This window comes from Streptantibioticus rubrisoli, assembly GCF_024436055.1.
Classification (GTDB): domain Bacteria; phylum Actinomycetota; class Actinomycetes; order Streptomycetales; family Streptomycetaceae; genus Streptantibioticus_A; species Streptantibioticus_A rubrisoli.
Window position 1 is genome coordinate 58463 of the sequence record NZ_JANFNH010000020.1, and the last position, 25820, is coordinate 84282.

General features: G+C 67.6%; 33 protein-coding genes. 30 read left to right on the forward strand and 3 right to left on the reverse strand.

Translation table 11 applies throughout. The features are described from left to right. The first annotated feature begins 1639 nt into the window (after positions 1–1639). Both NON19_RS17910 and NON19_RS17915 read left to right on the forward strand, forming a co-directional pair. Positions 1640–5884 (forward strand): SMP-30/gluconolactonase/LRE family protein, encoded by a 4245-nt coding sequence (locus NON19_RS17910; RefSeq protein WP_255929266.1) that lies wholly within the window; start codon positions 1640–1642, stop codon positions 5882–5884. 86 nt (positions 5885–5970) lie between these two features. Next, positions 5971–6546, forward strand: a complete 576-nt coding sequence (locus tag NON19_RS17915; RefSeq protein ID WP_255929268.1) for a hypothetical protein — start codon at positions 5971–5973, stop codon at positions 6544–6546. 61 nt (positions 6547–6607) lie between these two features. On the opposite strand, the gene NON19_RS17920 is transcribed toward NON19_RS17915, so the two are convergent. Next, complete coding sequence (locus tag NON19_RS17920) at positions 6608–7546, reverse strand: transposase (protein WP_255929270.1); 939 nt, start codon at positions 7544–7546, stop codon at positions 6608–6610. 375 nt (positions 7547–7921) lie between these two features. Here NON19_RS17920 and NON19_RS17925 point away from each other — a divergent pair, with 375 nt between their 5' ends. Together NON19_RS17925 and NON19_RS17930 are read left to right on the forward strand one after the other, a co-directional pair. Continuing rightward, complete coding sequence (locus NON19_RS17925; protein WP_255929272.1) at positions 7922–8173, forward strand: hypothetical protein; 252 nt, start codon at positions 7922–7924, stop codon at positions 8171–8173. After that, positions 8173–8565, forward strand: coding sequence for a DNA-binding protein (locus tag NON19_RS17930; protein WP_255929274.1), 393 nt, complete (start codon positions 8173–8175; stop codon positions 8563–8565). The genes NON19_RS17925 and NON19_RS17930 overlap by 1 nt, the downstream gene beginning before the upstream one ends. A 332-nt stretch (positions 8566–8897) precedes the next feature. On the opposite strand, the gene NON19_RS17935 is transcribed toward NON19_RS17930, so the two are convergent. Both NON19_RS17935 and NON19_RS17940 read right to left on the reverse strand, forming a co-directional pair. Then, positions 8898–10100, reverse strand: a complete 1203-nt coding sequence (locus NON19_RS17935; protein ID WP_255929276.1) for a site-specific integrase — start codon at positions 10098–10100, stop codon at positions 8898–8900. Further along, complete coding sequence (locus NON19_RS17940; protein WP_255929278.1) at positions 10093–10710, reverse strand: helix-turn-helix transcriptional regulator; 618 nt, start codon at positions 10708–10710, stop codon at positions 10093–10095. The genes NON19_RS17935 and NON19_RS17940 overlap by 8 nt, the downstream gene beginning before the upstream one ends. 114 nt (positions 10711–10824) lie before the next feature. Between NON19_RS17940 and NON19_RS17945 the strand changes: the two genes are divergently transcribed. From NON19_RS17945 to NON19_RS18065, 26 genes are all read left to right on the forward strand, one after another. Beyond that, complete coding sequence (locus tag NON19_RS17945; protein ID WP_255929280.1) at positions 10825–11064, forward strand: helix-turn-helix transcriptional regulator; 240 nt, start codon at positions 10825–10827, stop codon at positions 11062–11064. Beyond that, a complete protein-coding gene (locus NON19_RS17950) occupies positions 11064–11264 on the forward strand; it encodes a helix-turn-helix transcriptional regulator (protein WP_255929282.1) in 201 nt (66 codons plus the stop codon). The genes NON19_RS17945 and NON19_RS17950 overlap by 1 nt, the downstream gene beginning before the upstream one ends. A 151-nt stretch (positions 11265–11415) precedes the next feature. Next, on the forward strand, positions 11416–11865 hold the full coding sequence (locus NON19_RS17955; RefSeq protein ID WP_255929284.1) for a hypothetical protein: 450 nt from the start codon (positions 11416–11418) through the stop codon (positions 11863–11865). A gap of 5 nt (positions 11866–11870) precedes the next feature. Further along, positions 11871–12308, forward strand: coding sequence for a hypothetical protein (locus NON19_RS17960; RefSeq protein ID WP_255929286.1), 438 nt, complete (start codon positions 11871–11873; stop codon positions 12306–12308). Further along, a complete protein-coding gene (locus NON19_RS17965) occupies positions 12305–12658 on the forward strand; it encodes a hypothetical protein (RefSeq protein WP_255929287.1) in 354 nt (117 codons plus the stop codon). Before NON19_RS17960 ends, NON19_RS17965 begins: the two co-directional genes overlap by 4 nt. Then, positions 12655–13152, forward strand: a complete 498-nt coding sequence (locus tag NON19_RS17970; protein ID WP_255929288.1) for a hypothetical protein — start codon at positions 12655–12657, stop codon at positions 13150–13152. The genes NON19_RS17965 and NON19_RS17970 overlap by 4 nt, the downstream gene beginning before the upstream one ends. After that, the gene (locus NON19_RS17975; RefSeq protein ID WP_255929289.1) at positions 13149–13478 is read left to right on the forward strand and encodes a hypothetical protein; all 330 of its coding nucleotides are present in this window, start codon (positions 13149–13151) and stop codon (positions 13476–13478) included. Before NON19_RS17970 ends, NON19_RS17975 begins: the two co-directional genes overlap by 4 nt. Beyond that, positions 13475–13876 (forward strand): hypothetical protein, encoded by a 402-nt coding sequence (locus NON19_RS17980; RefSeq protein ID WP_255929290.1) that lies wholly within the window; start codon positions 13475–13477, stop codon positions 13874–13876. Before NON19_RS17975 ends, NON19_RS17980 begins: the two co-directional genes overlap by 4 nt. A gap of 137 nt (positions 13877–14013) precedes the next feature. After that, complete coding sequence (locus NON19_RS17985) at positions 14014–14259, forward strand: hypothetical protein (RefSeq protein WP_255929291.1); 246 nt, start codon at positions 14014–14016, stop codon at positions 14257–14259. Next, positions 14256–16601 carry a bifunctional DNA primase/polymerase gene (locus NON19_RS17990; RefSeq protein WP_255929292.1) on the forward strand — a complete coding sequence of 782 codons (2346 nt, stop codon included), beginning with the start codon at positions 14256–14258 and terminating at the stop codon, positions 16599–16601. Before NON19_RS17985 ends, NON19_RS17990 begins: the two co-directional genes overlap by 4 nt. 238 nt (positions 16602–16839) lie before the next feature. Next, positions 16840–17190 (forward strand): hypothetical protein, encoded by a 351-nt coding sequence (locus NON19_RS17995; RefSeq protein WP_255929293.1) that lies wholly within the window; start codon positions 16840–16842, stop codon positions 17188–17190. A gap of 19 nt (positions 17191–17209) precedes the next feature. Beyond that, positions 17210–17842, forward strand: a complete 633-nt coding sequence (locus NON19_RS18000) for a DUF4326 domain-containing protein (protein WP_255929294.1) — start codon at positions 17210–17212, stop codon at positions 17840–17842. A gap of 72 nt (positions 17843–17914) precedes the next feature. After that, a complete protein-coding gene (locus NON19_RS18005) occupies positions 17915–18184 on the forward strand; it encodes a hypothetical protein (RefSeq protein WP_255929296.1) in 270 nt (89 codons plus the stop codon). A 53-nt stretch (positions 18185–18237) separates the two neighbouring features. Continuing rightward, on the forward strand, positions 18238–18444 hold the full coding sequence (locus tag NON19_RS18010; protein ID WP_255929298.1) for a hypothetical protein: 207 nt from the start codon (positions 18238–18240) through the stop codon (positions 18442–18444). A gap of 486 nt (positions 18445–18930) precedes the next feature. Next, positions 18931–19095 (forward strand): hypothetical protein, encoded by a 165-nt coding sequence (locus tag NON19_RS18015; RefSeq protein ID WP_255929300.1) that lies wholly within the window; start codon positions 18931–18933, stop codon positions 19093–19095. 249 nt (positions 19096–19344) lie between these two features. Next, complete coding sequence (locus NON19_RS18020) at positions 19345–19938, forward strand: hypothetical protein (protein WP_255929302.1); 594 nt, start codon at positions 19345–19347, stop codon at positions 19936–19938. A gap of 307 nt (positions 19939–20245) precedes the next feature. Continuing rightward, positions 20246–20479 (forward strand): hypothetical protein, encoded by a 234-nt coding sequence (locus tag NON19_RS18025; protein WP_255929304.1) that lies wholly within the window; start codon positions 20246–20248, stop codon positions 20477–20479. A 314-nt stretch (positions 20480–20793) separates the two neighbouring features. Further along, a complete protein-coding gene (locus NON19_RS33720) occupies positions 20794–21021 on the forward strand; it encodes a helix-turn-helix domain-containing protein (RefSeq protein WP_372514177.1) in 228 nt (75 codons plus the stop codon). Then, complete coding sequence (locus tag NON19_RS18030; RefSeq protein WP_255929306.1) at positions 20966–21547, forward strand: hypothetical protein; 582 nt, start codon at positions 20966–20968, stop codon at positions 21545–21547. Before NON19_RS33720 ends, NON19_RS18030 begins: the two co-directional genes overlap by 56 nt. Before the next feature lie 161 nt (positions 21548–21708). Next, positions 21709–22068 (forward strand): hypothetical protein, encoded by a 360-nt coding sequence (locus NON19_RS18035; RefSeq protein ID WP_255929308.1) that lies wholly within the window; start codon positions 21709–21711, stop codon positions 22066–22068. Positions 22069–22078: 10 nt separating this feature from the next. Then, entirely contained in the window at positions 22079–22360 is a 282-nt protein-coding gene (locus tag NON19_RS18040) for a helix-turn-helix domain-containing protein (RefSeq protein ID WP_255929310.1), read from the forward strand. 40 nt (positions 22361–22400) lie between these two features. Continuing rightward, positions 22401–22643, forward strand: coding sequence for a DUF5302 domain-containing protein (locus NON19_RS18045; protein ID WP_255929312.1), 243 nt, complete (start codon positions 22401–22403; stop codon positions 22641–22643). A gap of 106 nt (positions 22644–22749) precedes the next feature. Further along, the gene (locus tag NON19_RS18050; protein WP_255929314.1) at positions 22750–23745 is read left to right on the forward strand and encodes a tyrosine-type recombinase/integrase; all 996 of its coding nucleotides are present in this window, start codon (positions 22750–22752) and stop codon (positions 23743–23745) included. A 42-nt stretch (positions 23746–23787) separates the two neighbouring features. Next, positions 23788–24138, forward strand: coding sequence for a hypothetical protein (locus tag NON19_RS18055; RefSeq protein WP_255929316.1), 351 nt, complete (start codon positions 23788–23790; stop codon positions 24136–24138). Between the two features lie 108 nt (positions 24139–24246). After that, positions 24247–25074, forward strand: a complete 828-nt coding sequence (locus NON19_RS33430) for a DUF6011 domain-containing protein (RefSeq protein WP_255929318.1) — start codon at positions 24247–24249, stop codon at positions 25072–25074. Positions 25075–25306: 232 nt separating this feature from the next. Continuing rightward, positions 25307–25816 (forward strand): hypothetical protein, encoded by a 510-nt coding sequence (locus NON19_RS18065; RefSeq protein ID WP_255929320.1) that lies wholly within the window; start codon positions 25307–25309, stop codon positions 25814–25816. The last annotated feature ends 4 nt before the right edge of the window (positions 25817–25820 follow it).

The following is a 25820-nucleotide window of genomic DNA, read 5'->3' on the forward strand; positions in this document are numbered from 1 at the left end:
GCTTCGTAATGCGGTAGGTGACTGGGCCGGGCAGCGGGCTGCCAGGGCGTTGGCGCCGGTGCTCCTCGGTTGCGTTGTGCTTCTAGCAGCGTGTAGTGCTGGCTCCGACGGCCGTCCATCGCCGGTCGCCGGACACTCCACTGCACCTGTCGTAGCGTCGCAGGCTGCGGCCGACGGATCCAGCTCCCCGCAGCAGCCGGACTCCTCTGGTTCTCCTCGAAGAGAGGAGTCCGGACCGCCACTCGACGGGAGTGGGAGCATCGCAACCGCACCGTCCGGACCTGACGGCCCATCGGGCGACACAGGGGGCGGCGCGATATCCCCCCTCGTCGCCAGCCGCCAGGGTGTCACGGTGCGGGATCCCCGTCGCCGACCGTCAGGCAACGGGATGTGGCTCGCGGTCGACGTTACAAACCTGGGGAATGACCCAGCCAGCTATCGCATCGTGATCGAGGTAACCGGGCCCGGAGGCTTTTCGGCGACTGTGAAAGCCCAAACCGATGTGCTGGCTCCCGGCCGCGAGGCATCCCAGGCATGCACCGCGCTCGGCAAGTCAGGCGTTCCCACTCCTGAACACGCGAACGTCAGCATCATCAGCGTGACACGCACGCCCGCGTAGGGCGGGTGGCCAGCCGCCCGGGCTGCTGCCGACTGGCTCGATTCCTTGTTCACTGCGACTCTCGGGGGTCGAGCCAGTCGGACATCAGTGACGTGGCACAGGTATGACCCCCGACGCTGTCATGGCACTTCCCTTAAAGCACCAGACCTCTGACCGATCGGCATCTGCAACGGATCAGCGCATCTCACTTCTCCTGAGAAAGGACAAATGATGTCCTTCGGCCGCAGGCGGGTGGTGGTCCCGCTTCCCGCCCTCGGCGCGAGCGTGTCTCTGGACCTCGGCAGCCGTGGCTCCCGCCCCAGCGATTCCTGCACCCCGCGCGGGTGCAGCCGCTCCGAAGGCCCTGGGCCGGATGATCCACGCGGACCGGGATCTCGCTCTGGGGCCGAAGAGAGCATCGGTAGCGTGAGCCTGGCAGTCGGGACCATCGGACATGTCTTGCTGACCTGCAACCCGGCCACCATCAACGCACGTGCCCGACGTCAGGCGCGTTCCCCCGCCGGTGAACATCGACATCTCTGCCTAGCACGAACTCGCCGTCAATAGGTGACGCCACCGGAGCTTTGCTGCCGACGACCCCATGTTCACGGCAGCGGCGTACACGCTCGCCGTAGTCGAGGTGGAGGAGCGGTGAACGCCGAGCCATTCTGATGCCGTCGCCGACCGTGCAACCCATCCCTTCGGCCATCCCCAAGAGGGTTCCCTTTTAGGTGCCAGCCTCTTCCTGGCGAGACGCTCTTGCAGCTCCCGGCTGCACTCCGTGCCGCTCCATGCAAGTGCATACACGACTGAAGTGACGTCACTGTGCCTGAGCCACCTCACGAAGGAGAGTTCGTGCCACCATCCGACAGACGAATACGCCCGCGTCGCGGGCTGACCGCATTGGCGGCCACCACGGCGTTATTGTCCCCAGCTCTTGTACAAGCCCACGTCGCCATGGCGAACGTTCCACATGCGCGGCCGACGTCTGCTCCTAGGCAGGTCAGCCGCGCCGAAGTAGCCCCCGAAGACCGGGAGGCCGTGCTCGGCAAGCAGTGGCAGACGTCATCAGACTATGCGGTCACCACGGCGGGCGACGCCACGGGGCTGCACGTCCTCACGGCCCGTCAGGGCGAAGGTTACGCGTGGAAGACCATCGCCACGCTGTCCGAGCCAGGTGTCACCACAGATCGATGGATCGGCAATACCTGCACCACAGGCGATGGTAAGTACCTCGTAGCCGTCTACACTCCCCGCCAGGCGGACAACAAGCCTCAGTTGGTGGAGCGGGGTGGATTTACTGCCACCGTGAACCTCGCCACCGGAGAGGTCACCAAACTCCCCATCAACGCCTCACTGGCCTATTTCGACCCGAGTTGCGGAACCGGTCACACGGCGGTGTTCACCCAATCCGGTACCGAGGGCGACAAGGTCCTCACCAAGTTGGTGACCGTGGACGCGGCCACCGGGAAGGTGACCTCCTACGTCAGCGAGCCGGGACAGGTCACCTCCGCGGTACCGGTGGGTGACGGCCTGATTGCCGCCGAGGGCAATACGCTCATTCACATCGACGACGACGGCAAGACCGCTCGCAAGGCCACCACGCAGGGGACGGCGTTCCATCTGCACCCCACCGGCTCCGGCGTCGTCTTCGCCGATCACGATGCCAGGAGCGGCAGTGAGAGCGTCAAGGAGCTCTCACCCTCTGGCAAGACCATCACGTTGGCCACCGCCCCGTTGGGCAAGGTCGGCCTGGCGGCAGGCGCCGACGGAAGGGCATTCGTCACCGGCGAGGGTGTACGTACGGGTACGTTGCCAGGCGACGTGAGGCGCGTCGACGCGCCAGCCGACGCCGAGATCTCCAGCGATGGCGAGTTGGCCATCACCTCGGCCACCGCGCAGGACTTGGCGGATGCGGTCACCAACGCCAGGCGCTACGAGCAAGCCCATCCGCAGGGGCGGCCTCCGGAAGTGGCGCCCAAGCAGACCCGGCAGGGTCCCCCCAGCAAGTCGGACAGTCAACCGCCTGGCAGTCCGCAGCCGGTCGTCATCGTGGCCAGGGCCCTGCGGACCGGGCACGCGGTCACGTTCACTGCGAGCCCCACGGTCGTGGCCGCCAAGGACAAGGCCGCAACGGGGGGCCGGACCTCTCCGCTGCTGGCGTTCATGGCTGAGGGCGCCAACCGCCCCTCGACCATGGCTCCTCGGGATACGGATCCGGCCAACGATCCGGTCGACGCGAACCGGACGTGTTCCATTCCGCGCAACGACCCGCACACCATGGTCTACCAGCCCACTCCCAACCAGGTGGAATGGGCTGCTGATCTCGCTGTGCGCGGTCTGCTCGACTCGGCGCATGTCCAACGCCCTGGGAACTGGAAGGACTCCGGGCTGTCGGATTCCTGGGCTCCGCAGGACCTGTTCCCGCTGCCGACCTTGGTCACTGGTGGGCGCATCCCGGCGCAGGTGTTGCTGGGCATCCTGGCGCAGGAGTCGAACCTGTGGCAGGCCAGTTCACATTCCGAGCCCGGTGAGTACGGCAACCCGCTGGTTTCCAACTTCTACGGTACCTACGTCTACCCGAGCCAGAAGGGCTACGACCCTAAGCTGATCTGGAAGGTCCACTGGGACAGCGCCGACTGCGGATACGGCGTCGGGCAGGTCACCGACGGCATGCGGCTCGCGGGCAAGCAGAAGCCGGGCGAAACTCCTTTGTCGCCCACCCAGCAGCGGGCCGTGGCCGTGGATTACGCGACCGGCATCGCCGGCGCCGCGCAGATACTTGCCAGCAAGTGGAACGAACTCCACGCGTCCGGCACCACGATCAAGCTGAACAACGACGACCCGTCCCGGATCGAGAACTGGTTCGCCGCCGCCTGGAACTACAACGAGGGCATGGGGTACCACAACGGCAATTGGGGACTCGGCTGGCTCAACAACCCTGCCAACCCCAGCTATCCGCCGGACCGCAAGGCATTCCTCAACCTCGATGAGGACCCGCTCGCTGTCAAGGACGCGGCTCACCCGCAGTACTGGTCCTACGAGGAGAAGGTCATGGGGTGGGCGGGATGGTCGATCGACACCGGCCGCTCCTACGACAACAACGGCAACCAGCAGCACAAGGGCGATTCCGGGTTCAACACCAACGGCTTCATCCCCTCCTGGTGGGGCGGGACGCAGGCCGTCCTCAACCGCGAGAACGTCGAACCCCCGCTGAGCACGTTCTGCTCGGCCGCCAACGGCTGCGACCCGAACAACGTCCCACACTGCACCACCGAGGACTGCTTCTACTCCCACCTGTGGCACGCCGATGCCACGTGGAAACCGGACTGCTCCACCACCTGCGGATACGAGTACCTGACGCACAACAAGAACCTGGCCGAACCAGGCGATGCGAAGCTCCTCTACGGCTACACCGACCCGGCCAACGGATACTCGAGCTTCTGCAACGGCCCTGGCGGCGCGGGTGTGGTCGTGGTCAACGACATCCCAGGCAGCACATCGACGCCCACCTGTCGTGACGGCTCCGACGGCCAGGGGACGTTCAGCTTCTCCTTCCCCGCCGACGAGCACAATGACTACGAGGCGAAGGAAGACCTCGAGCAGGACTCGTCCGGCTACGGCGGCCACTACTACTTCTCCCACGGACGCCAGCCCAACAACTGGGACAACCTGCTGGAGACCACCGGCACCTGGACTCCCAGCGGGCTCTCGAAGCACGTCTACCTGATCCAGGCGTTCGCCCCCTACCTGGGCAACAAGACGCACACAGCCGACTACCAGGTCTACGACGGCTTCGGGAACAAATGGGACTCGGTCGTGGACCAGTCCCAGAACAACCAGCTGTTCGGCTGGATCACGGTCGGGTACTTCTACCTCCAGCCCGGCGCCAAAGTCGTCCTCACCAACGTCACCAACGACGGCTCATCCGGAGACACCGCCGTCGCCTACGACGCGCTGATGTTCACTCCGATCGAGGGCACTTTCCAGCACCACACCTTCGACGCGGCGTCGATCTTCCCCAGCAACATCAATCTCGACACAGTCGCTCCGCCCTACACTGCCGGGCCCATGCGCAACCGGCAGACGTTGTACGGGTGGGCTGACGCCCGAATCCACGGCGGCACCCCTCCCAACCAACTGCCGCCGCCATTCGGCTCGGGCCCGTTCAAGGGCTTGGCAAACTACCCCGCGTGCACCGCCGCGCCCAGCTCCGACTGCATCGGGGCTACCGTGAAATCGGCAATCCAGGCGTGGGGGCAGGATGTCACAGCAGCCGGAACCGACGTGAACAGCCACCCCTCCATCCCTGATTGGCTTGCCTTCACCAACCCCACTCCTCCGCCCGCGACGATCGACCCGGACCATTCCTTCACAGACGACCACTCGTACAAGATCAAGACTCACATCGACGTGCGCTGGGTCAGCGGCCCGGACGGGAAGGTCATCCCCGGCAGCCAGCTGGTCACCTATACGCCGCACACCTCGGACACTCCTCTTGCTCCCTTCGTGGTGTCCTTCGCGAAGGCCATCGCCAAGGACTACAACATCCCCATACCGGACGTGTCCTTCACCGCCCAGGACGCCAACGTCTACGGCAGGCAAGTCGCTGTTCCCAATCCGATGAAAACCGGAATCACGCCAGGAAAGGCGTACCCCTCAAAGGAGGATCCGGCTACCGTCGATTCGAGCGGCAAATGTGTCAACACCAAGGTCGTCAGCGGTGGAGTCCTCGGCTACCGCATGCTCGATGGACAACAGAGCACTGACCTTGCCATGCAAGGCTGGCTGAGCGACCTCAACTCCTTCGTGAAGCAGGGAAAGCTGCCAGAGGAAGTAGCAGGAACAGCCGGCGACTTCTACAGCCTGTTCTTCCGTCACGGGGGCATCAACAACGGAAACCCGGAGGGCTCCCTGTTCAACTTCGCCCCACCGATCTGGCAGAACGCCTCGATCGCCTTCTGTTCTGACGGAACGATTCACGACACGCAAAACGCCATCAACACCGACGACGGAAAGGGTACCGGGCTGGTCTACCAGAGCTACATGCCTGACCTGTACCTGTACTACGACGGGAAGATGGTGGACGAGTACGGCAAGCCGGCCTCCGGCCCCGTCCAGCGAGGGGACTTCTACGACTTCACCCTCCACGGATACGGAGGCTGCCAGTCCGCGGGGCGGGGCAACGGAGGCAACCCGTGGGACATCGCCCTCGACACCGGCGATGACGCACGCCCATCCGGGGCTGGGTTCTGTGACCAGAACCCGCCCCCGCCCGTCTCCTGACGCACCACGAGTGGTCTGATAGGCGCCGGGGCCCTGGACACCCAGGGCTCCGGCGCCGCGGTATCCAGAGGGGAGCACTCGAAAAGATGCTCGTTCCGATACGTGAGAAGAAAGCCCGACGCAAGATTGCGTCGGCAGCCGCGGCTGCGACGGCGGTCCTGGTCGAGGGCTGGGCATTGTCAGTATTCCCATCGGACAGCTTATGGCCCGCCGCCGTCGCCGCCGCGATGGTGATTCCCGCCCTGCTCGTCTACCGGTTGACCGATCATGTGCTGGCGACCGCGACGTGCGCCCCCGCCCGGTATGCGGCCCTCTTTGGAACTATCCCCGCGGCGATGACCAGCCTGCTCCTCGCACCGGCCATCGGGCTCATCGCCGTCGGCTGGTTCTTCACAGTCATTGGATGGCTCATCCTCCTCCTGGCCGCCCCGGCGACGTTTTTCGCCTACCGTGCCACCCAAGCCACAGCCCGTGGCCGCTACTGGGCCGGGCCCACCGCATGGCTGCCGACAGAGGCCGCCGCCCTCGCGACCGTGGCAGGCTACGAACCTTTCAGCCATGGAGTGCTCCTAGCCGGGATGCTGCTGTTCCTCGCTGTGTGCGCCGCCGCCAACCTCGCCGCCGGATACGGAGCGTTGGCCACCGGGCTGCCCCGTAACTGAGACATGTGCCGCGCGCTCTGGTTCATCCTCCCCGCACCCTTGCGGGACTCTGTCGCTCGATTCACGGGTGGCGTTTGCGGGGTTTGCGGGGTGGCGGATCGAGGTCGAGGTCGGCGAAGTGGGTGTGCCGTGTCGTGCCGAGGGGGCGGCCGGTCAGGTGGGCGTCGATGCGGTGGAGGTTGAGTGCGGCGGCGCTGAGCACGTGAGCCAGGCCGGTCTTCGCCTGGCCCCGATAGCGGCTGCGGCGGATGCTGGTGGTGCGGACGGCTTGGGAGATGGTGCCCTCGGCGCCGGCGCGCTTGGCGTATCGCTGTTTCCAGGCGTCGGTGTCCTGCTCGGCGCGTTGGCGTTGGAGGAGTTCGTGCTCGGCGCGGGGGTGCAGGGTCAGGCGCCGGGTGGAGCCGTTGGTGCATGAGGTGCGGACCTTGCAGGTGCGGCAGCCGTACTCAGGGAAGATGACCACGATGCGCGGGTGTCCGTCCATGCGGGTGGTGCCCCAGTAGCGGCTGGTCTCCCCACGCGGGCAAGTCGCGGACTTCGCGTCCCAGTCGATGGTGAAGTCGGTGAGCGCGAAACCCTTCCCCTCACGGGTCTGCCGGTCGCTGGCGGGCGGGAGGGGGCCGACGAGGTCGATGTTCTGGGCGCGGGCGGCCAGGATGATCGCGGCGGAGGTGTAGCCGCCGTCGACCAGGTGCTCGTCCGGCGTCAACCCTCGCCGGGCCAGGTCGTCGTGCACGAGCTGGACTTGGGTGGAGTCGTCGACGGCCGCGCTGGTGGTGGTCACGTTCACGATCAGGTGGGGCAGGTCGTCGTCGCAACTCTCGCTGTAGTGGACCTTGTAGCCGTCCCAGAGCATGCCGCGCTTGCCGCCGCAGCGTGCGTCCGGATCGTGCGGGGTGACCACCCGAGATATGCCTGGCGGGAGGTCTTTGCCCTCCCGCCAGCGCACCCCCTCACCGTGGCCGCTGTCACTGCGGTGTGCGGGTGCCGGAAACCCCATCCATGGCCTGTGACGTGCAGGTTCTTGCGAACGGCCGATGGTCGCTGTGTGGGCGTGGCGGGCTGCTGGATCGTGCTGTTGCGACTGGCCTTGTAGGTGCCGAGAACCACATCCGTGCTTGGTCATGCGGCATGTTCTCGAGGCGGGCGAGGCGGTCTGGATTGGAGTCGGCTGGGGGAGTGGCCGCAGGGGTGTCGCTGCGTTGAGTGGGTGCTGAGGTCGTGCCCGTTGTGGAAATTGTCCATAGGGTGGGGCCGCGGCCTCCGTAGCGTCAGCTGGCCGTCTCCGTTCACGGGCGAATCGGACGGAGGTTTTCACGCGGACGAGCAGCGCGCGACGCCCCCTTGCATTCCTACCGGTGGTAGGATTGGGGGTATGAGTAGTAGCAAGAAGTATTCGGTGAGCCTCCCTGAGGACCTCGCCGAGACCGTGCGCGCCCATGTTGGCCCTGGGGGCTTCTCCGCCTACGTCGCAGAGGCCCTCGAACAACGAGTCGCCATGGACAAGCTGCGCGAGATCGTCACGGACTTCGAAACAGATAGTGATCCGCTGACCCGGGAGGAGGTCGAGGAGGCCCGAGCCGTCCTGCGTCATGACCATCGCAGTGCGGGCGGAGCCGCCGCCTGATGCCCGGCGCACTGCTTTTGGATAGCGAAGGCCTCTCGAAGCTCTATCTCAAGGATCGCCAGGTCGCTGCATTCGTCCAAGCCGCCATGGAGGAGGGGGTGCGCGTCGCCACGACCGCCATGACGACCCTGGAGGCTGACTTCGAGCGCATCCACCCGGCCCGGATCAGCTGGGTCCTGTCCCGCATTGACGTCCACGAGATCACCAAACGCCTGGCGGGTGACGCCGCCGCCCTCTTGCGTACCCATCACCTGCACGGCCACAAGTACGCCATCGATGCTGTCCTGGCCGCTGTCGCACGTGCCGCTCAGGGACCCGTGACCGTCCTCACCTCCGATCCGGAAGATCTCACCCTCTTGTGCGGGCCGACCGTCGAGATCATTAAAGTCTGACTACTCGGGTCATCTGTCCCGAGCCGGCCCGTCGCCCCGAGCGGCAGGATTGATTGGGGGCGCTGGTCCTGACGCTTGATGGCTGGGATGTAGGGCGTCGTACGGGCCTTGACGGCCGCTCAGGGCTGCGAGAGTCTTAAAGTGGCGTAAATGAGGGGGATTTGGCGCGCGACTGGGGGTCAAGGGGTCGCAGGTTCAAATCCTGTCGTCCCGACGGTGCAGTTGGGCTTCGAGCCCAGGTCAGGGCCTTGTTTCACTTCGGTGAGGCAGGGTCCTTGATTGTTTTCAGGGGCCGTCGTCTCACAATTTCTCACATACGGTGTTGATCATGGCTAGCTGAGCAGCTCGCCCAGCTTGTCCGAACCCGCCTTCAGGCTCTGCGGATCCGGGTGAACGTACACCCTCTTCGTGAACGACAAGTCGCTGTGACCGGCCCACGCCGACACCACCGTGTCCGGCACCCCGGCAACGTTCGCCATCCAGCTGAGACATGCGTGACGGGCGTCGTACAGCCGGACCTTCCGCACTCCGGCCGCCTCCATCAGCTTGTACGCCTCCCGGCGGAGCTTGTCCGTCTTCCACGGTCGCCCCAGCTCGTCGACCAGCACATAGCCGCTGCTCTCGTACCCCTCGCCGGCCGCCAGCTTCTCCTTCGCCTGCTGCGCCCGGAACGCCCTGAGTGCAGCATGTACCGGCTTCGGCAGAGGTAGTGTGCGCTGCCCGGCCTCGGACTTGGCCTTCTTCTCGACGACCTTGTTCCGCTGGCCCTTCTCCAAGCTGCGGTCGTACACGATCGTCCGGGTCTGGTCCACGGTGATGGTTCCCTCGCCATCGAGGTCGACGTCCTCTTCCCAGCGGACTCCGCACACCTCCGCAGGCCGCTCGGCGATCAGTGCCAACAACATGGCCGCGTACAGCCGGTGGCCCTTGGTGGCGGCGAGGAACGTCTTCACCTCCGACTCGTTCCACGGCTGCCGCTTCGCCTTGCCCTCCTCGGCCTTGCGCTTCGCCTCACGGGACACGGTGACGTGCTCGGCGACGTTCCGCACGACCAGGCCGCGGCGCACCGCAAGGTTCAGCGCCGACCGCAGACGGCCGAGCGTGAGCCGCACCGAGCGAACTCCCAGGCCGGTACCGGGCTTTCCGCCGCGTTGCCGACCGCTGGTGAGCATCCAGTCGATCAGACTCTCGATGTCTTCCTCGGCGAGCTGCTGAAGCGGCTTGTGCCCGAGGTGGATACGGACGGGGCGGACGGCGTTGTCGTAGTTCGAGCTGGTGCCCTCCTCGACATCGCGCGTCGCCGACTTCAGCCAGGTGTCCAGCAGCTCGTTCACCGTCATTTTGGTCGGTGCGACGAACGTGCCGGTGCTGCGCTGGTGCCGGATGCGGGCCAGCTCGGCGGTTGCCTCCTTCTTCGTGTCCTTGGTGATGGTCAATTGCTTCCGCTTGCCGTCGGCATCGCGCCCGATGTCGACGACGAACCGGTACCTCGTGGTGCCGTCCTTCAGCGTGATCTTCTTGATCGGGTCAGCCACCTGTCTCCCCTTGATGTTCGTCCTCGCTCGGAGGGCTCCCGGTGGACCCGCCCCTCTCCTCCAGGAAGGTCTTGATGGCCCCCAACTTCTCTTCCCCCTCCTTGAGGTCGCGGAGGATCGAGCCGATGAGGCTGTCTTGCTCGCGGGCCTCAGCTTCGTCCTGCTCACGCACGGAGGGATCGAGGAACAAGTCGCGCAGGGCGCTGTACAGCAACTGCGTCGTCCATGCCTGCTGCTTGAGGGTGGGAATCAGAGTGCGCAGGGTGCGAATGTCAGCCTGGCGGAGTACTTCTTCGGCGTCGGCCTGCTCTATGACCTGCGCGTACCTGCCGAGTTGGATCACTGATCCTGGAAGTTCAACGCGACGATCCCCGAGTTCCGCATAGCTGGGCGCCAGCAGGTCAAAGAGGGTCACGTCGAGCGCCAACGCGAGTGCCACTAGCTCCGACACCGCGAAGGCGCGTCGCCCCTTCTCTGCTGCCGACACCGCCTGCCGAGCCCAGGGCTTGTCCAGGTGTTGCCCGAGCAGTTCGCCGAGTTCGGCCTGTGACAGCTTCCTGCGCTCGCGGGCCTCGGCAACGTTCGCCCCCACGATCTCTTCGAGCCTCACATGGATTCCCTTCTGTCCGGATGAGCATTACATGGTTGACAGTCGTTGACAAGGCGCCGCAAGGGATGTCAACGTGGGTGAGACAGGAACTCTCATTCCGACATGGGGGGTGTTATGTCCGGTCCCGCTTCGGTGTCGAAGCAGGAGAACGGCCAGACGGCGCATGCCTGCCCTCACAGGCGGCTAGCCAACATCGACGAAATCGCCGAATACCTCGACGTGCCCAAAGGCACGATCTACCAGTGGTCAAGCCGTGGGAACGGTCCGCGACTGATCAAGGTGGGCCGCCACATCAAGGCTCGCTGGTCTGACCTGGACGCATACCTGGACGCGCACACAGTCGGAGCCGCGTGATGGACGCGCCGACTCTCGACGAGATCCGCAACTGGCCTGCCACGGTGCCCGTTCCGGACGCCGCGAAGGCCATCCGCTGCTCGAAGTCCCACCTGTACGAGCTGATCAAGCGGGGTGAAGCGCCGGTCAAGGTGCTGCCCCTCGGACGCCGGTACGTCGTGGTGACCGCGTCCCTGGTCCGCCTCTTGGAGGCCGCCTAAACGCGGTCGGCCCCCGCTTAGGCGCCGGTGTTAGCCGCACCGACGACCAGCAGGGGCCGGACGCCCACCACTTCCCGTAACAGCGCGATGCCCCGCCTCAACCACCACAGCCGAGCGGGGCAACGCATCACACAGAGATGAGGGGACGTTCATGTCCACTTTGCCACAAGCGCTCGCCGGAAGCGACGCCGCCACCGGTGCCTGCCTCGTGTGCACCACCCCCGGCGACTACGGGCCGCCGAGCCCGAAGGGCGGCACCTCCGGCGTCTGCCCCAAGTGCATCGCCGCCGACCTGCACCACTACCGGCCGCTGAACATCAAGCTCAGCCCGGCCATGTGGATCCGCGACATGCACCGCAGCGCCATCCAGGCCCAGCCCGACCAGGCGATGCAGATCACCGACGAGCACATCATGACCCTCATCCGGGTCAAGGCCGAGCGCTCCGCCGAGTTCAACGGCTGGTCCCTCGACAAGGCCGTCGCCGACGAGACGCTCTCCGCCGCCATCGGCCTCGTGGCCCAGGCGATTGCCCTCGCCGACGACAAGTCCGGCACCTTCAATGCTCTGTTGGTCGCCCTCACCATGCAGGTCGGGGAGTGATGGCGGTGGCCACGACGCCCCAACTCGCCACCCACGAGATCGCTATCAGCCTGAGCGCCGAGAACACCACAGACCCCGACACCGGGCGGGAATGCCTCATCGCAACCATGGACGGCGGCATGCCCGAGGAGACGACCTCGACCGGCCTGCGCGCCATGCTGATCGAGGCCCGGCTGCTCCTCGACCAGGTCGAGCACCTCGCCGCCCGGTACGAGGCCATCGAGAACCTCCGCGCCCTCGTCGCCGAACACGACGCGGAGATCGTCGAGATGCCGCCGAACATGGTCGCGGAGTTCGGCCAGCGCGCCATCTGGTCCGGGTACGTGGACGGCCGCCCGTACCTGGTGATCCCGCAGGGCCTCGACCCGGGCCACACCCTCGCCGTCACGCGAGAGCTGCTCCACAAGATTCACGAGCGCAGGCAGAACCGGGGGCAGGCGTGACCGACCAGCACACCGCCGCGGAGGTCGGGGCCCAGCGCCCCGGCCGCCCGGCCAACCCCTGCGGCCACTGGGACGGCCCGGAGCGCCGCTACTGCGGTGCCACTGACGGGGTGCGCCGATATGTGATCGGGCACCGCTGCCCGCTCCACACGCCCGCCGCCCTGCAGGGCAAGCCCGAACCGCCCGAAGGGCCCGGCTGGCCGGCTCACGCCTGGACGACGCCGAGCCCGCAGAGCGCCTCCGCGCTCATCGACAACCGCGCGGTCGCCTCCGGCAAACGCCGCTCCAGCCCGCACGTCTACCGCGCGACCCAGGCCGCCGTCGCCGACGAGAAGGAGGTGAACCGGTGACGTTCAAGCAGGAGTTGCATGACGCCATCGGCAGGTTCAACTCGGCCGAGATCGCCGAGTTCTCGCTGGAGACCGGCACGCGCTGGCTCGGCGACAACGGGCCCACCTACATCGTCGGCGATGTGCGGGCCAAGGGGCTCGCCGTTGACGAGCACGGGCGGCACTGGGCCGACGGCGCCCTCGTCGCTGAGTCCCTCGCCCACCTCACAGGCTCGTCGGCCACCGGCGAGGCGTACCGCCAGGCTCTGTGTCTGCCCGAGGTCGAATGCCGGGACCTGATCGTGTTCACCGACACCCGAGGCCGGTGGAACGCACTCATGGCCCCCGTAGAGGCGATGGCCGACGCGTTCGGCTACCCGCCGCCCGCGCGGCTGCCCGACGGCAACTGGGCCCGCACCTGGTGGGACCTGCCGGAGCGCACGGATGAGGAGGAACTCGCCTGGATCGCCAATGGCGGCAAGCCTCTCAACACCTACCGCGGGGGCCTGTCATGACCGAGCCTCGCGTGTTCGTCGATCGTGCCAAGTTCCTCGCTGCTGTGCAGGACTTGGCCCAGGGCGACGAGATCGCCCGAGCTTCCGTCGACCTGATGGTGGAGATCGAGTCGCAGATCCCGGCGCCCTGGGCCGAGTCGGATCCGCTGATCGCCGAGCGGTACTTGGCGGCCCGCGGAGCCAGCCCGACCGCCGCAGCGGCCAACGCAGCCGAGTTCGAGCTGCACATGCGCGCCCTAGTCGCCCTGGCCACCGGCAAGCCCGTCACCGAGTTCAGCCAGATCGCCGAGTGGATCGAGCAGAACATAGACGGAGGTGCCCAGTGACCTGGCAATCCACCCTCGTCGAACCGGTCAGCGCCGAACGGCTGCACTTGGTGCAGGTCACCTGCCGCTGGTGTAAGTGGCGGTCGGTCACGGTCGACGCCAGCAGCGAACTCGGCCAAGCCCAGGTGCGATCCCTCCGGCTCCGGCACGAATGCGCGCTCACCGATCCCGAGGCGGCGTTCGACGACATCGTCGCCGGGTACGAGCAGGCATCCCCGCTGTACGCCGCCGTACTGGCGATGGAGCAGCAGCACCCCGGCGACCTGCCCGTGACCATCGGCCTCAAAGCCTGGTCACAGCTCGACGAACACCAGCAGCGGCAGTGCTTCAACGACCTACTGCAGGCGTATGTCGAGCTGGTCCGACGCGAACGCACCGAAGACGAAGGGGCCGAGTGACCCCGATGAAAACCGCCGCCGCCCCGAACCGCTCAACCGCCCGCAGGGGCGGCGGCACCCCCACCCCACCTGACTCGCGAGGTGCGGCCATTCGGCCGGGCACCCTCCCCCTCGCCATCGCGAACAGGAACACGCACGTGAACACCACCACCGCCGTGTGTGCGGAACAGGCGGACCCCCAGACGCACCGCGAGGCCGTACTCGCCCAACTCCGCCGCGAACACGCCCGCCGCCAGTTCGCACTCGACGCCATCGAGGCGAACCTGCAGGAACAGCCCTCCGCCCGCAGCATCCGCGCCTGCGCCCGCCGCTGGTGCACCGCCATCACCTTCCTTGCCGACGACCTCATCGCGGCCCAGAACGGCACGGAGAACCCCGAGTGAGCGACAGCCACGCGCCCGCGGCCATGGACCGCCAGGCGGCGAAACCGCGCATGATCGTCGTCGCGCAGCAGTACGCGGCGCGCGGCTGGCGTGTCCTCCCGCTTCGCTACGCGGTCGACGGCCGGTGCTCCTGCGGGAACCCCAAGGCGATCGCCGATCACGACCACAGGCAGGGTGGCAAACACCCCCGGTACAAGAGCTGGACGGAGGACGCGAGCACCGATTGGGCCGTGATCGCCGACTGGTGGCGCAACGAGCCGAACGCGAACATCGGCATCGCCACCGGTGAAGCCTCCGGCATCTTCGTCCTCGACATCGACCCCGACAGCGGCGGCCTGGACAGCCTCCGCGCGCTTGAGGCCGAACACGGCCCGCTCCCGAAGACCTGGACGGTCGAGACCGGATCCGGCGGGCAGCATCGCTACTTCGCGTGGCCCGGCTTCAACCCGCGGAACAGTGCGGGCAAGCTCGGCCCCGGGCTGGACATCCGCGCGGACGGCGGTCAGGTCGTCGCGGCTCCATCGGTGTCCGTGAAGGGCCCGTACAGCGTGAAGGACGACACCGATCCCTCGCAGGCCCCCGCATGGCTCCTTGACCGCCTACGGCCCGCCCCTCCTCGGCCCGCGGCCCCAGCGACGTCGATCCCCGTCCGGTCGGAAAACCTCGACTCGTACACCTGCAAGGCACTTCAGGCCGAATGCGACGCCATCACGGGCGCAGCTGACGGCGAGCAGAACAACACGATCAATACCGCCGCCTTCAACGTGGGCACGCTCGTTGGCGCGGGAGCGCTCAGCGAGGCCGATGCCCACGAAGCCCTGTTGTCCGCGGCCCTTGCGGGAAACCACCCAGAAGGCCGGGCCCGGCCAACGATCGAGTCCGGGCTGAAGGCGGGCATGGCGCAGCCGCGGCACCCGTGGCCACCAGCATCCCGCCGCGACGATACCGCCAGCCTCCGCGCGCTCATTGCCGAGCCCGCGGAACCCGCTGCAGCACCCCGACCTGGCGCACCGGCTGAGGCGCCAGCACCGGAGCCGGAACGTGGTCGGCGACGCGGACTGCTGCCCGAGGAATTCTGGGCAAAGAGGGAAGTCTTCCGGAAGATCCGGCAGGCGGCACACTCCCAGGGTTGCTCCGGTGACGTGCTGATCTACAGCATCCTGGCGCGACTGTCAGGGATGATCTCGCCTCACATCCGCGCCGTCACCGGTATCGGCGGGCGCGCATCCCTCAACCTCTTCGTCGGCATGGTCGGCGCACCCGGGACCGGCAAGTCCGCCGGCTCGTCACTGTCCCGCGACCTGATCCCCGCACCGGACGACCTCGACTTCCGCGACGGCCTGCCGATCGGCACCGGCGAAGGCATCGCCGAGACCTTCATGGGCGTCGTCGAGGTCGACAGCGGCGAGGTCTACCAGCGCGGCAGGAACCAGGGCGAGCCCATCATGGTCAAGCGGCGCCAACAGGTCCGCCACAACGCCTACTTCTACATCGACGAGGGCCAGGTGCTTGCCCAGCTCGGGCAGCGCACTGGATCCACCCTTGCCGAGGCGATGCGCCGAGCGGCGATCGGCGAAACCCTCGGCCAGACCAACGCATCCGAGGAACGCACCCGGTATGTCGCCGCGGGCACGTACTCCCTCGGTCTGCTCGTCGGCTTCCAGCCCAGCACCGCAATGCCGGTCATCGCCGACGGCAGCACCGGCACCCCCCAGCGGTTCCTATGGTGCTGGGCTGACGACCCATCTATCCCCGGTGTCCCGCCGAAGTGGCCCGGGTCCCTCGACAACCACCCGGGGCACAAGCGGCCGTCCGGCCCGATCGACATCGAATTCCCGCAGCGCATCAAGGACATGCTCTGGAAAGAGCGCGTTGCCCGAAACCGCGGTGAGATCGAGGTGCCCGAACTCGACGGACACGCGGGCCTCATCAAGGTCAAGGTGGCGTCACTATTCGCCCTGCTCGACGGCGGCCGCGAGACCGTCACCGAGGACGACTGGGAGCTCGCCGAGATCGTCTGGCAATCGTCCTGCACCGTCCGCGAGTCCCTGATCATCCGGGCGCAGCGGGAGGCAGCGGCCGAGCGGGAGCGCCAGGAGACCGCGAAGGTCGAGGAAGCGCTGCGCGCCCACTCCGCGAAGAGGGACGTGGACCTCGCCCTCGAACGCGTCGCCCGGAACGTCCGCAAGCACGCCTCGCAGGTCGGCGGCATCACCTGGGGCGCGTTGAACCGGGCCCTCGCCAGCCGCGACCGGCCGCTCGCCAACAAGGCCGTGGCACTCGCCATTTCCCGGGACTGGGTCTACGAGGAGGGCGACCACATTTGCGTCAAAACGGACTGAGGGCATGTGGACACGGGAGGAGCGGCGTCCACGTGTGGACATGTGGACGCGTGTCCACGACCCCCCGTCTCGTGAACGCGAAGCCTCCTTAAAACACTAATAAAACAAAACAAAACGGACATGTGGATGCTTTCGCGTCACGCGCGAGAGGGGGGTGTGGACACGTGTCCACGTTGTCCACGTCCACATCGCCCACGTCCACCCGTCCACGGCCGTCCCCAACCGAAGGAGAGCCCCCATGGCTGCGACTGCTACACCCGCCCAGCCGACCCCAGTGATCGAGGTCGGACCGCCGCTTCGCCAATGGCTCACATCCGGCTGGCGCGACCTCTTCGACCGGCACCACTGGACCACCCCCCGCTGGCTCGCCTTCCGCATCCGCAACGGGCCGAACTGGTGGGACCTCGATGAACTCGCCGTCCGAGCAACCGGCCGGCCCGGCCTCTCGGTCGGCGGACGCTGGCGCCTCGCACCCGCCGCCCGTGCGCAGAACATCCACGACGCGCTCGCCGCCGTCAGCCAGGCCCAAAGGCTGGAGTTCCGCCGGCTCCCCGCTGCCCGCTCCGTACAGCCCCAGCACGCCCGCTGACACCACGAAGGAGAACCTGATGCACACACCCCACCCGCGCCGCGTGCAGGTGACCGGCGACATGTTCCACCCCCACCTGCCCGACCGCGCCCACTGGGCCGGACGTCAGCGACCCGGACTGGCGAAGTCGCCCTTCGCGAACCCGCACCCCGTCGACGCCGGCCGCAAGACCCCCTGCCCCATCTGCGGAATACGGCACACCCTCGCCGAAGCCATCAGCCTCTACCGCCAGCACCTCGACCAGAACCCCGACCTCGTGTGCCTGGCCGCCGCCGTCGACGTGCGATTCGCCTGCCGCTGCCCCCTCGACCAGCCGTGCCACGTCGATGAACTCCTGGCCCGCGCCGACCAGGTCACCGTCATCGCGCTGGGCGACGACCGCGACACCAAGTTCATCGTGCAGACCATCGCGGTCAGCACCGGCGAGTGCAGCCACGGGCACGGCAGCTGCCGCAAGCCTGGCGTCATCGCAGTCCGCAACACCATCGACCAGCAGCACCCGACCGAGGTCAGCACCTTGCGGGTCACGGTGTGCGCCGACCACCGGGACGACGCCGTTCGGATGCGCGCCGCGTGGGAGGCCGACGCGCGCGAACTGCAAGACCCCATCAAGAACGCCGAGTTCCTCGCCAGCGTCGGCGTGACCGACTAACCCGCACAACTCCGGCCGGGCCCGCGGCATTCGGGCTCGGCCACTGCCCAGCACACCAAGGAAGGAGACCCCGTGGCCACCAAGACAGTCGCCAGGGCCATCAACCGGCAGATCCGAGAACTGCAGCGGGAACGAAAGGCGTGGCTCGCCGGCGAGTTCCTGCACTGGGGCATGGCCTGGTGCACCGGGGGCGAGCTCTGCCGCAAGCCGGACCCCTGCGAGGGCTGCATGAACGTCGCCGTCTGCCGCGAGAAGGCCCACCGGATCGGCGAGCAGATCACCGACCTGAAAGCCCAACTCCCCGGCGCCCGGCGGATCTTCGCCCAGGTCGCCCTGTTCTGACCACCCGGCCCGGCTGTCACCACCGGCGGCCGGGCCCACCGGAAGGCCACCCGATGACCAACGTTGACGACATAGTCCGCATTCGGATCGAGGAAGCCCGCCGGAAGGTCGAGGCGGCCCGTAAGCGTCGCGCCGAACTCGGCGCCGCCCGCCAGGCCGGCCTCGCCCGACGGCACGCCGCCAAGCTCCACCGCCAAGCCGAGCAGCAGGCCGACGAGCAGGGCGTCATGACCAACGGCGAGGAGGCCCAGGCGTCATGACCACCCATGACCCGCTCCTACTGCTGCTGGGAGCCTGCGCCAGGCTTCTGCTCGCCAAGCCCCTCACCCTCACCAGCCAGGCCCCCAGCCCCCGTTGCAACCGCTGGCGTAGGCCGGCCGCTGTGTCCGTAGTGCTCTTGGAGGCGCGCGGCCCTCTTCGCCCGTGCCCTTTCCATCACCTCGGGGTGCCGGTCCAGATACGTCCTCCACGCCGTCACCGCCACGGTCAACCCGAAGAACGCACCGAAATCGATCAACGAGGCGGTCCACGTGTGACCGCCAGCGCGCCACCGGTACAAGCCGAAAAGGTTCATGGCGAACAACCACACGGCTATCCACTTGGTTCTGCCAGACATGGCCGCACCCTAATCAGCCGCAGACCAAACGCGATACAGGCGTCGATCAAGGATGCCCAACCGTGACCGTGACAGCACCCGGTACCCGCTGCCTGACCCTCATGACCATCACAAGGGAGACCCGACCGTCATGACCACCCACGACCTGCTGCTCATCTCCCTCGGCGCATGGCTCGTCCTCCTCGCCCTGGCCACCGTCGAGCTTGCCGCCGAGATCCGCTGGCGCCTCCGCTACCGGCGCCGCGTTCGCGATGCATCACGAACGACCGCGGCAGCCACCGCGAGGGAGTCCTGATGGCCGCCACCAAGCCCGTCTTCGTCTCGCTGGTCTGCCCAGCGTGCCGAACCCAGCGTCGTTGTCGAGCTGTTGGTGTCGCCACCGTCGGGAAGCGACGGCGCGAGGTCGTCGAGTGCGGCGAATCGTCGTGCGGACTGCAGTGGGTGCCGTCCCGCCGGCACCTCGCCATCGCCCCGCCCGCGGCCTGACACGCCGCCATAAAGATCCGCCGCCCCAACCGGCAAACCCGGAAAACCGGAGAACCCAATGCCGACCACTACGAAGCCGCCCCAACTCACCGGCAGACGGCCCAACATCGTCTGCCGCCGCCCCGACGACACCCAGCACCTTCCCGAGCCCGGCACGATCATCGAGACCGCCAGCGGCGAGGCAATGGTGTACGTCGGCGACTGCTGGCCCGACCCCCACCTCGATCTGTCCCGGCTCGCCGCACGCCTGCGCCCTGCCCGCAAGGTGATCCTGATCGGCGATATCTGGGCTGTCGGGCGCCCGCTCAAGTACGCACTGTGTGAGGAGTGGCTTCGGCAGAAACGGGAGGCCAGGCTGGCCGCGCGGCCGCCCCAGCTGCCCAAGGCACCGGCGCCGCGCTGCGGCCAGGCGCGCCAGGACGGCAAGCCGTGCGGCCTGCCAGCGGGTTGGGGGACCGATGGCGCCGAGGGGCCGTGCAAGCACCACGGCGGGCTCTCGGCCGCGCGGCGGCTGGGCGAGCACGCGCTGACGGTCAGCCGACTCGCCCAGAAGGCCCGCACCACGCAGCTGACGCCCCGGGAGCGCCTTGAGGGTGCCATCGCCCTCCGCGCCGTGATCGTCGAACTCCGCAAACCGCGTCGGCGGCGCTGAGCCGACCGAGCTGCCGTCGAACCTCCCCTGCTTGAACCCATAGCTGAAGCTGATTGGAGAACCCGCGTGATACCCAACCCTGAGCCGCCCGTGGTGGTCGGCACGCTGCTGCGCACGTCTGGCGCTGTTCAGGTCGCTGTCGTCGACTGCCCGAACTGTGGCGCTGCGCACCGGCATATGGCCGCTGGGTTGCGTGTACCAGCCTGCGGCGCGCCGCCGTACATCGTCCGTCTGGAGCCTGCTGAAGGCCTCGACGAGGCTCCGGCGCCCGCCCGGCTCGGCGTGGCTGTCTGACCGGGAGGCAGCCGTGACTCGTCCCACGATCACCCGGGAGGCGCTGCGTGCGGCCGTTGCCCTGGCCAGTGCCCAGGTGTTCGACATCGACATACCGCTCGACGAACTGCTCGATGGCGTACCGCCAGAAGATGCGGCGCAGGCCCTCGCGTTCACGTTCGGCGTCGTCCTGGACGTCCTCGCCCGTAAACACCTGCTGCGCACGATCGGCGCTGTAGCGGCCCGGACGGAGGCGGCCGGGCCGTGATGCAGACACCATCCTCAACGGCCCGTAACCAGCGTCCTGGGCCCGTGCTGCTGCCGGACGGCGGCATGGTTGTCCCCGGTGCTTCGGCGGCTGATCTGGTCGCCTCGCTGGAGTTGTTGGCCGCGTTCCTGCGCGGCACGCCGCCGCCGACCGCCTGTAGGGCGCCGAGCCTGCCGAGGTCGGTCCTACTCATCCTCGTCGCGTCCCGTGAGGCTGCCGTGCAGCACCGGCAGGGCGAGAACCGGCGCACTTCCGCAGCCCCAACTGTCACATTTCTTCCGCCTGCCCAACTCCCGCCACTCTCGGACGAAGAGATGATCCCGACCCGCAGGGCCGCGGACATCGCCGGAGTGAGTGTCGAATGGGTGCGGCGGCTGGCGGCCTCGGGAAAGATCCGGGGCCACCAAACGGACAGGAACACCTGGCGGGTCCACCTCGGCGACGTCCGCGCCTACCGCGACGGACGGACGAGGAAAGGCGGTACCGGTGGCGGCGAAGACCGCGCCCAGCCTGGACGACAAGCTCATCCAGGCGCGGCTTGAAGCCCAGGAATTGAATCGGCGACTACACAAGGCGGAGGCTGATCTGGAGGCTGCGGTCAGCGAGAAGCGGTACGCCGACGCCGAGGAGCTGAAGAAGGCGGCGGACGAGATCCGCGAGCCACTGTTGATCGCCGAAGCCCAGGTGACCGCCCTTGAGGCCGGGGTACAGGCGTTCCGGGAGCACCAAGAGGCCGAGGAGCGCGCCCTACGGGAACGGCAGGCTCGCGAGAAGGCCACAGTTGACTATCAGGCGGCGGTCGAGGCCGAGCAGGTTGCGATCGAGCAAATGCAAAGCCACCTCGCCGAGGTGGAGCCCGCCTTTCAGGCGCTGCGTCGGGCACTGAGCGGCGCCATGGAGGCCGAGGGGCGCGCTCACTATGCCCGGGTGTCAAAGCACGCTGCCGGGATCGCCGCCGGGACGCTTCACCCTGACCATCCCCGGCCGACCCCGGTGAACTCGGTCGCTGCGCGGATCCAGACGAACCATCTTCTGTCGCTGATCTGGCGCACCGAGAGGCTTCTCTGATAGCCGCCGCCTCATGGGCGTCAAAGCCTACTTCGTCGGATCTGTCGGGAGCCGGTCGGAGAGCCAAGGGCACAGAGCGGGGCTTCCTCCTTTCACCCGCGGTGACGTGTCCCTGCGCCACTGAGGCGGCACCCCTCTTTTTCTTCACCGAGGAGTCGGACATGAACACAACTAGTTCCCGTGACGCCGAATGCCGCTGGTGGGCGTTCCAGACTCGTATGGACGCCCTGGCGGCCCGGCGGCACGCCGTCCGCGTCGCCGAGTCCGCGAACGATCCGCAAGCCGGGACCCTGCGTGACGCCGTCGCTAGAGCCGTCACCAGGGCACTGCGTGGTCTGACGGAGACCACGGCCGCGGATGCGCAATTCCAGCGGCTTGCACCGCCAGCCGACGACCCACCCGTCGAGCCTGCCAAGCCGCTGCACCAGATGAACTCCCAGGAGCTGCGGGCCCGTTCGCGGGAGTACTGGAGCCAGCGGGGCGAAGCCCTGGGGTCCCCGTCCTGGCGCGGCTTGGAGTAGGCGACCGTTGGTGGCAGTGGCACGGCAGCGGCGTACCCCGCCGCCGGAGTTGGGGCCGATGCTGGGCGCGGCCCGGATGCGTCGAGGCCTGCGGCTGCGTGAGGCGGCGCGGCTCGCCAGCCTGAATCCCTCGTACTTGTTGAAGCTGGAGACAGGTCAGCGGGTGCCGTCCCGGACGGTCGCCGGAATCCTCGCCGACGTTCTGCAGCTCGACGACATCGAGCGGGAACAGCTGCTCGCCGTTGCGGTCGACGACGCTGGCCGCGACCATCCGGCAAAGCGCTCGGCGTGACAGGCTGTGCCTCCAAGCCGCCCGAACCCAGGAGGTCACTATGGCTGCTGAGTCTCAACCGCACGAAGGCCGCGACGCAGCTGATGCCGAGAGCGTCGATCTGTCGCCAGACGAGGACGGCCAGTACGACCTAAAGCGCAAGTTCCGGGAGGCACTGGCGCGCAAGCGAGGTGCACAGACGGACGCCACTGGAGGCGCCGCAAGCGCGGACTCGTCAAAGATCCACGGTACTCATGGCCCTGCCGCGAGTCAGCGGTCATTCCGACGTAAGAGCGGTGGCTGAGTTCAGATTGACCGTCTGATTGGACTCCGCCGGACGTCTCCCTAGGGGCACAGTCTGACCCTCGATAAGGAAGGTTATCGAGGGTCAGAAACGGTAGAATGGCGCCATGTCGAGCGAACTCGTACCGGCGCCCTCATCGGAACTGGCCGCGGACGTGGAACTGTCCGACGGCACCCGGGAACGTCTTCAGCGGTCAGCACCCGAGAACACGAAGCGCGCCTATACCCGGCAGTGGCAGACCTTCGCCAACTGGTGCTCCGAGCAAGGCCGCACGCCGATGCCCGCCACCCCGCAGACCCTCGCCGAGTACGTGAGCCATCTCGCCGACCTCGACCGCGCGCCGTCGACGATCGAGCAGGCGATCGCCGCAATTCGCACCGCGCACCGGTTCGCCGGACACCGCGGACAGCCCGAGACCGATGCCGCCCTCGCCGTCCTCAAGGTGCACCGCCGCGACCGAGCCGCCGCCGGCAAGCGCAAGCGCAAGGCGCCCCCGGTGACGCTCAAGCCGCTCCGAGCGATGATCGAGGCCACCAATCCTGAGACGCTCGCCGGGAAGCGCGACCGGGCTCTGCTCGTCCTCGGCTTCGCGCTGATGGCCCGCCGCTCCGAACTGGCCGCCCTCCAGATCGAGGACATGAAGTTCACTGACGACGGCCTGACCGTCCTGATCCGCGCGTCCAAGACCGACCAGGATGCGGCCGGCGCCGAGGTCCAGGTTCCGAACGGCGTCCACCCCGACACCGACCCAGTCCGCGTCGTCCGGGCCTGGCTGACGGCGCTTGCCGAGCACGACGTCACCGACGGGCCGCTGCTGCGCCGGATCAACCGCTGGGGCCAGCTACAGCCGGGCGGCATGTCCGGCGCCGCAGTGAACGAGGCGGTGCAGCGGGTCGCTGCCGCGGCCGGCCTGCCGAACGCCGTCGACTTCACCGCCCACGGCCTACGGGCCGGTGCACCGACCGAAGCGGCCAAGGCCGGGCATCCGACGTCGTTCATCGCCGAGCACGGCCGCTGGTCGAAGACCTCGCCGCAGGTACTGGAGTACATCCGGCCCGTCGACCGCTGGCGCGACAACCCCATGCGCGGCATCGGTCTGTGAAGTTCGGCTCCTGGGCGTGGCCCACTCCGGTAGCGTCCGCTCATGATCCGCGCACTTGTTGCCGCCTTGACTATCCTCGGTGCTGCGCTCACCATCGGCGGTCTGCTGTGGGGTGCTGGTCTTCTCCGTAAGGAGTACCGGCGTCTCGTTGCTGACCTCGATGAACTGGAGCGCATAAGTCGAGACGAGTCGCTTACCGCAGAGCAGCGGACGGCGCAACGACATGCGGTCCGGTACCCCACATCCACGTGGGGCGATATCGAATACTTCCGCGAGTGGATTCGGCGTTCGATCCTTGAACAGGCTGTGGACAACCTTGGAGCGCCAGCCGTTCTGACCGGTGCTGGCATCCTGTGTAGCACAGCGGCAGGCGTCTGGTCTCTCTACGTCTAGCTGTCGATCGACCGCGTGGGCAGGGGCTTCCTGTCAGCGCGGCTGGATGAGCCGCGGTGCTGTCACGGTCCGGCAATGTCGACCCGTAGCTGGCGCGGTCCTGTCACAGTGGTCAGCATTCAACTGCCGCGCCAAGGGGGGCCCGTGCGTCGAATCGACTACCGATCGGACGACACCCACGCCCGTGGCTATGACAAGCGCGGCGCCGACGAAGGCCCTGGCGGAAACGGTGCCGGGGTTGGCTGCCTCCTGATCGGCCTGGCACTCCTGCTCCCGGTCGCGCTCACTGCCTGCGCGGTGTACCTGGCTCGCCCTTCCGAGCGCTGGCGGTGTGCGATTCCCGCAATCATCGCTACCGGCGTCACCGTGACCATGTTTCTCATCGCCGAAGCCGTCATCGGCTGGTCGAACGACCCCTCCGACCCGGACTTCGACTCGTCGGTGGCCAGCACCTACCACGCCATCGTCGTGACGGCGATCATTATCGGTGGGATCGCAGCCCTCGCAGCTGTGCCGCTCTGGTTCAAGGCGTCCCGGCTGATGTACGAGGCGGACATCGCCGCCCTCGCCCGGGAGGAAGAGGAGGACAGGCGCCGGGGCGAAGCGGACGCCGTTTTCGCGCTCGCCCGGGAGCGGTACGACGCCCATATGGCCGTCTACACCCCGTTGCTGCTGGCCTACATGCACTACACCCTGCCGGAGGAGGACGAGCGGCGGTGGGGCGAGATCGAGGCTGAGCATGATGGGGAGGAGGAGGCTTTCTGGGCGGCGGAGCGGGCCCATCGGGCCGCTCTCGGCAAGCAGGTTGATCCATTCGTACCGACCGTAATGGCCGTGCGGTCTTGGTCTCCCACGTGTGCAATCTGCGGCAGGCCCCTCAGCGACCCTGTGTCGATGGCCCGGGGCATCGGCCCAAGCTGCTGGGCGAAACTCTGAGCCAACCGCCAGTGCCCGATCGTCCGCACCAACGAGCAGCCACGGTATAGCCCCAGTCCGCCGCGCCCTGCACCGGTCGCCCAGCTACCGCCTCGCCGAGTCCCTGACGCAGGCCATGAACACGACCGGGTGAACGACGCCAGAGCGCTGTCACGGTCCGGCAACGTCCCTGCGCGGTCCGTCATAGCCCTGGCACAGTGACGGCACTCAACTGCCGCACCGAGGGGGGCCCATGCGCCGTACCGTCCTACCTATCGCCGCCATCCTGCTGACCGCCGCCTGCAGCGGTACGGGCGCTCCGTCGGTCAACGTCAGCGCGAACGATCCTGCGGCATCCCGTCCAGCGGACAGCCTCGACGCCGCCGGAGCGTTCAAGGCCCTCGCCGCCGCAGTGCCGTCTGCGAAGCTCACCGGCACCGTGACCGCCGAGAATGACCCGAACAAGCTGCTAGGACGGCCGAACCAGTACACCTCGAAGGTCACGTTTTCGGACTCGCGGATCTCCAAGTCCGACACTCAGTTCCTCAAGGCCGGTGACGTCGAACTCGGTGGTGCCATTGAGATGTTCCCCGACCCGGCCGCCGCGAAGACCCGCGCCGACTACATCCAGTCCGTCACCAAGAGCCTCCCCGCCCTGGCCGAGTACGACTACCAACACAGCACCGTCCTGGTGCGCGTCTCGCACTACCTGACGCCGGACCAGGCCGCAGCGTACAAGGCGGCAGCGGACAAGCTCGGCTGAGCTC

Coding starts and splice junctions, on each gene's coding strand:
- NON19_RS17915 (WP_255929268.1), top strand. CDS start 5,971: ATGCTCGTTCCGATACGTGAGAAGAAAGCCCGACGCAAGATTGCGTCG.
- NON19_RS17920 (WP_255929270.1), bottom strand. CDS start 7,546: ATGGGGTTTCCGGCACCCGCACACCGCAGTGACAGCGGCCACGGTGAG.
- NON19_RS17925 (WP_255929272.1), top strand. CDS start 7,922: ATGAGTAGTAGCAAGAAGTATTCGGTGAGCCTCCCTGAGGACCTCGCC.
- NON19_RS17930 (WP_255929274.1), top strand. CDS start 8,173: ATGCCCGGCGCACTGCTTTTGGATAGCGAAGGCCTCTCGAAGCTCTAT.
- NON19_RS17945 (WP_255929280.1), top strand. CDS start 10,825: ATGTCCGGTCCCGCTTCGGTGTCGAAGCAGGAGAACGGCCAGACGGCG.
- NON19_RS17950 (WP_255929282.1), top strand. CDS start 11,064: ATGGACGCGCCGACTCTCGACGAGATCCGCAACTGGCCTGCCACGGTG.
- NON19_RS17955 (WP_255929284.1), top strand. CDS start 11,416: ATGTCCACTTTGCCACAAGCGCTCGCCGGAAGCGACGCCGCCACCGGT.
- NON19_RS17975 (WP_255929289.1), top strand. CDS start 13,149: ATGACCGAGCCTCGCGTGTTCGTCGATCGTGCCAAGTTCCTCGCTGCT.
- NON19_RS17995 (WP_255929293.1), top strand. CDS start 16,840: ATGGCTGCGACTGCTACACCCGCCCAGCCGACCCCAGTGATCGAGGTC.
- NON19_RS18000 (WP_255929294.1), top strand. CDS start 17,210: ATGCACACACCCCACCCGCGCCGCGTGCAGGTGACCGGCGACATGTTC.
- NON19_RS18010 (WP_255929298.1), top strand. CDS start 18,238: ATGACCAACGTTGACGACATAGTCCGCATTCGGATCGAGGAAGCCCGC.
- NON19_RS18015 (WP_255929300.1), top strand. CDS start 18,931: ATGACCACCCACGACCTGCTGCTCATCTCCCTCGGCGCATGGCTCGTC.
- NON19_RS18020 (WP_255929302.1), top strand. CDS start 19,345: ATGCCGACCACTACGAAGCCGCCCCAACTCACCGGCAGACGGCCCAAC.
- NON19_RS33720 (WP_372514177.1), top strand. CDS start 20,794: ATGATCCCGACCCGCAGGGCCGCGGACATCGCCGGAGTGAGTGTCGAA.
- NON19_RS18035 (WP_255929308.1), top strand. CDS start 21,709: ATGAACACAACTAGTTCCCGTGACGCCGAATGCCGCTGGTGGGCGTTC.
- NON19_RS18045 (WP_255929312.1), top strand. CDS start 22,401: ATGGCTGCTGAGTCTCAACCGCACGAAGGCCGCGACGCAGCTGATGCC.
- NON19_RS18050 (WP_255929314.1), top strand. CDS start 22,750: ATGTCGAGCGAACTCGTACCGGCGCCCTCATCGGAACTGGCCGCGGAC.
- NON19_RS18055 (WP_255929316.1), top strand. CDS start 23,788: ATGATCCGCGCACTTGTTGCCGCCTTGACTATCCTCGGTGCTGCGCTC.
- NON19_RS18065 (WP_255929320.1), top strand. CDS start 25,307: ATGCGCCGTACCGTCCTACCTATCGCCGCCATCCTGCTGACCGCCGCC.